Genomic DNA, 4,394 nt, shown 5'->3' with positions numbered 1-4,394 from the left:
GATCGCCAGTGGGGACAAGTCGGCACCGAGAATTGCGCGCACCCCGACGGCGTTGCGCAGCAGGTATGGCGAAGCAAAACTGGTGCCGAGTTGTGGCACCAGTGTCGGTTTTGCGCCCTCACCGAGCACATGAAAATACTTGGAATTGGATGCATCGCCGCCAAAAGCCATGAGATCCGGCTTCACCACACCGGGGCTGCGTCCAGGTCCAATGGCACTGTAGGCCGCACGCGCCCACGTGGCGTCAACATTATCGGCCGCCCCCACAGACAGTGCGTTGACGCAGTCAGAGGGAACCTGCACACGGGCATTGCCCACTGATCGGTCCATCTCGCCGTTGTTGCCTACAGCCACTGTCATCAGCGTATCGCCATCGCTGAGCAGGTCGTCAATCACCGAAGTCCAGGCGTGGACATCGGTGTCATCGATCGGAAGGTCCGGGCCAAGGCTGAGATTGATGAACTGGTATTGACGCGACAGCAACACTTCTTCGACAAATCCCAGCGTACGGTAAAGTTCCAGTGGGTCTTCCGAGTCGGTTTCGCGATCTAGAACACGCAGGTGATCGACGTAGGAGTAAGGCCGTGCCGCAGTGCTGTTCGGCGCGATAGGACCAAACAGGAATGCTGAAGTCACCCCAAGGCCATGCTCCAAGCCACCCGGATCGTCCGCCGCGTTTTCGTCCAGAACGCGATAGGTACGCACCCACGGGGCAATGCTGTGCCGCTTGGGCAGACCGCCATCGAGGATTGCCACCTTGGGTTCCGACGACAGCGGTTGCTGCTCCGTTGGCAGATTGCACGCCACAGTCACACCCGCTGATCGCTGGACGGGGCGCATGCCACGCAGCTTTGGCATGGGACGAATCACGCGCACAAAGGAGAATTCGGCCAAGCGCTTGACGTTGTCGTGTTTTCCCTCGACCGGGAGAAACCATAGATTGCCCGCACTGAACGCCAAATCGGTGTGGATTGTCACGCCGACCTCAGCCGCATACTTGGCAAAAGCGCGCTGCACGAACTGATCGCCGTCGCCAGGCAGCAAGTGGACGCCAACCTCGAAGAAGCGATCTTTGACTTTACCGAGCGACACAATACGGTCCTTCGGCTCGAAGGCGGAAAACCGTTCGATATGCGATAGGTCCTTCGCTTCATTCGACCCTTCTTCTACTTTCCCCGCCCAATCCTTCAACTGACGGAATGCCTGACGCCTACCCACCACAAAAAGCTCTGTGGTGGTCGACTCGCGCGGCGGCCCCTTTTTGGACCAGGCTTCCGGCGTGAGCTTGACGGCTCTGCTACCCACCGATTCAAGACCCGCGTCCCGCAGCATGGCCACCGGAAAGAAAGAGCGCGCGATGTAGCTTGGGTTGAGTGTGAGGCGCGCCACGCCCAGATCCCCTGGGCAAGCTCCGCGAGGCAAGCTGTCGAGGCTTTCTGCGACTTCGGCGAACTGTGGCGTCAAACGACTCCTCGCCTGCTGCAATGTGTAGACCTCGGCCTTTTCCATGCCACGTTTTGGACCCTTGATTTCGTGGGTCAGCAGTTCACCGCGCCCGATCAGAAAGTTGGTCTGACTCATGCCTCACGCCTCCGCTTCTTGGGAACGACAATTGATCCGTCGGCTGTGTACTTGCGAATGGTGTCCCGGCTCACCCCGGTAATGTCCGAGATGCTGTGCTGGGACAAGCGTGTCTGCTTCGCCAGCAACACCGCCATATCGATGCGGCCTTGCCGGTCCAGTGACAGAGCGCGTGCTTTGATGAAGTCCTCGACCAGGTCGGCATCCGGCGTAGTCCCCAATGCAACGGCGCGCCGGAAGCGCTGAATCTCGCGCTCGATGTCGCTGAAGGACTGCCCGCGAAACGCAAAAGTCAGAATCTCGATCCAGCGACCGAACAGCGCGAAGTCCTGCCCCAGGAACCGCTTGATTGCTTCCTTGACCGCCGCTGCCTCTGGCATCTTGAATTCCACGACCAAATCGAACCGTCGCCACAACGCCGGATCGATCAGCTCCGGGTGGTTGGTCGCAGCCAGCAGCAATCCTGCCGCAGGCCATTCATCGACCTCCTGCAGAATCACGGTCACCAGCCTCTTAAGCTCGCCAATGTCAGTGTCGTCGCTGCGGCGCTTGGCGATTGCATCGATCTCATCGAGCAGCAAGACGCAGGGACTACGCTTGGCGAAATCCAGCGCGGCGCGCAGATTGCTACCGCTGCGACCCAGCAAGCTGCTCATCACAGCCGTCAGATCGAGCACATACAAGGGCACGCCAAGCTGGGCGGCCAACCAACGAGCCGTCAGTGTCTTGCCCACGCCTGGCTGACCGACAAAGATCGCAGAGCGCGTGGGGGTCAGACCTAGAGCAGCAAGACGCGCAGCTTGCTTGCGCTCCTGGATCAACTGCCCGAGGGACTCCTCCAACTCAGCCGACAGCAGTGGTGACTCCCGATCCGAGGAATCCTTGAAGACCTTCAGCAGCGAGAGGCGCGATTCGTCATCTACCGGCAGCACCTGCTCAGCTAGTGCTGGCGTGCCTGTCTTGCGCAATGGCGTCCCTGCCCGATGCGGCTTGGCGCGAAGGAACAGGTCCACCTGCTCAGCCAATTCCGGTTCAGAGCCCCGGTATTTTCTGACCAGCCTTGCCGCGAACAGACGAACATCTTCCGTCTGCTCGGCAAGCGCCAGCCGAACCACTTGGGCTAAATCAGCTTTCAATCCAGTTAATTCGCCCATGAACACACCAAGTCATTGATTTAAAATACATTTTTATCCATATAAAATGGACTAAAAGTATTGTCTCACACTTCTTTGGTGTCTGGGAAGGAGATCATCAACGGGCGATCCCCTCCCGCAACGCCACATCGGGTGCAGGCGTGAGCGTGTAAAGGATGGGTGGCACTTGGCCACCTCAGCTCAGGTCGTCTTGGAAGTGCAGCGAATCGCTATCAGCCGCCTCCAGCGCGGGGCTTTGTGGTCGGCGATCTGCCTATCCTTCGGAAACCTCGATCGCCCACCATGAACGCCTCCAGCATGTGCGGAATCAGCGTCGCCGCATCGACCATCTCGCCATAGGTCTGGGCATGCAGAGCTGCATAGCGGTCGAGGTCCGCCTTGAGGCTGGCCGGGCAAGCGAAGGTCAGCTTGACGCTCTCGGTCTTGGGTAGCGGCCCCAGCCGCAGCTTGCGCGCCGTGCTCATCGTGAAGTCCCCCGATTGAAGAACAACGGTTGATACGGCCGCAGCACCAGATCCCGGTTGACGATGATGCGCACCGGCAAGCCGGGCCGCTCCGTCAACGTTGGCTGGATGTTGAGGTTGCGCCGCGTCATCTCCTGTCCGACCTGGTTCACGCTGTCCTGCAGGCTGTCGCGCCCGGCGACGACGACCCGATCGCCGTTCTGGCGGCTTTCCGGTGCGGCCAGCTCGGCACCAATCCCCAGCAGCGTCGTCAACGCAGCGCCGGCGAAGATGCGGTCCCAATGCCAATCGACGCCATCCTCCAGACCAGCGTAGCCAGCCGGATCGGTGCCCGCCAGGTTGTCCAGCGTCAGCGAGGACGTGTCGGGCAGGATGATCCGGTTCCACAACACCTGCACGCGGCTCTGCCCGTAGCTCACCTGGCTGTTGTAGCGGCCCAGGATGCGCGAGCCCTGCGGGATCAGCATGAACCTGCCGGTGGCCGTGTCGTAGATCGGCTCTGTCACCGTGGCAATCACGTCGCCCGGCAGATCGGATTTGATGCCCGTGACCAGCGCGCCCGCGATCACCGTGCCGGCCATGACCTGGTACGGCGAGGCCGACATTCTCAGATTCCCGGAATTGCGGGTTTCCGTGGAACTGGCTTTCAGGAACGCCTCTTTCTGGTCCTGCCGGTTCTGCACGGTGGTCGGGTCGGTGGGCTGGGCCTCCGTCGAAGCCGGGCCAGCGGCCATCGGGTCAAAACCCGACAGGCCAGACGACGGACTGGCCATGGCGACCTGCGTTGGCGCAGCAGTCGCACGCTGACCACCCGAACGGAAGAACACCGACGAGCCCGCTGCCGCTTCTGCTTCCTTGCGTTGTGCATCACGCTCGGCTGCAGCCAGGTCTTGGCCCGGAGGCGTGTAGGTGGGCACCACGGGTTGCTGCGATTTCACGATGGCCGGCCCCAGGTCGCCCGGCAGCGGCGGCCCCAGTTCCGGTATCTGTGGCGGCAGCTTCGAGTAGTCGGCTGGCAGCTTGTCGAGTCCTGCGGAGCGGGAGACACGATCCACGTTGTAAAGCTCGTGTCAGCGGTAATCCAATAATCCCCACCTGTGGTAATCGAATTTTCCCCACCCATCGACTTGAAGGAGTCAGAGATGGAAAGGGAATCAGTGGTGTTCGATGTGGAAGCTGTCCTGGACCCGAGGGT

The 4,394-nt window shown here is 60.9% G+C and carries 4 protein-coding genes; all 4 read right to left on the bottom strand.

All coding sequences use genetic code 11. The annotated features are described in order from the left end of the window. Positions 1-1,581: S8 family peptidase (locus GPA21_RS19410; RefSeq protein WP_168989722.1), on the bottom strand; the 1,581-nt coding region annotated here is incomplete at its 3' end. Further along, positions 1,578-2,717, bottom strand: a complete 1,140-nt coding sequence (locus GPA21_RS19405; RefSeq protein ID WP_246262064.1) for an AAA family ATPase — start codon at positions 2,715-2,717, stop codon at positions 1,578-1,580. The genes GPA21_RS19405 and GPA21_RS19410, both read right to left, overlap by 4 nt. Positions 2,718-2,947: 230 nt before the next feature. Then, the gene (locus GPA21_RS19400; RefSeq protein ID WP_168989720.1) at positions 2,948-3,199 is read right to left on the bottom strand and encodes a DUF2274 domain-containing protein; all 252 of its coding nucleotides are present in this window, start codon (positions 3,197-3,199) and stop codon (positions 2,948-2,950) included. Further along, positions 3,196-4,254, bottom strand: a complete 1,059-nt coding sequence (locus GPA21_RS19395) for a TraB/TrbI/VirB10 family type IV secretion system protein (protein WP_425483707.1) — start codon at positions 4,252-4,254, stop codon at positions 3,196-3,198. Before GPA21_RS19395 ends, GPA21_RS19400 begins: the two co-directional genes overlap by 4 nt. Positions 4,255-4,394 lie beyond the last annotated feature (140 nt).

This window comes from Azoarcus taiwanensis (assembly GCF_012910885.1).
In the GTDB taxonomy this organism is placed as follows: domain Bacteria; phylum Pseudomonadota; class Gammaproteobacteria; order Burkholderiales; family Rhodocyclaceae; genus Azoarcus_F; species Azoarcus_F taiwanensis.
The sequence above is the reverse complement of the archived record's forward strand: the minus strand, read 5'-3'. Positions and strand labels throughout refer to the sequence as shown.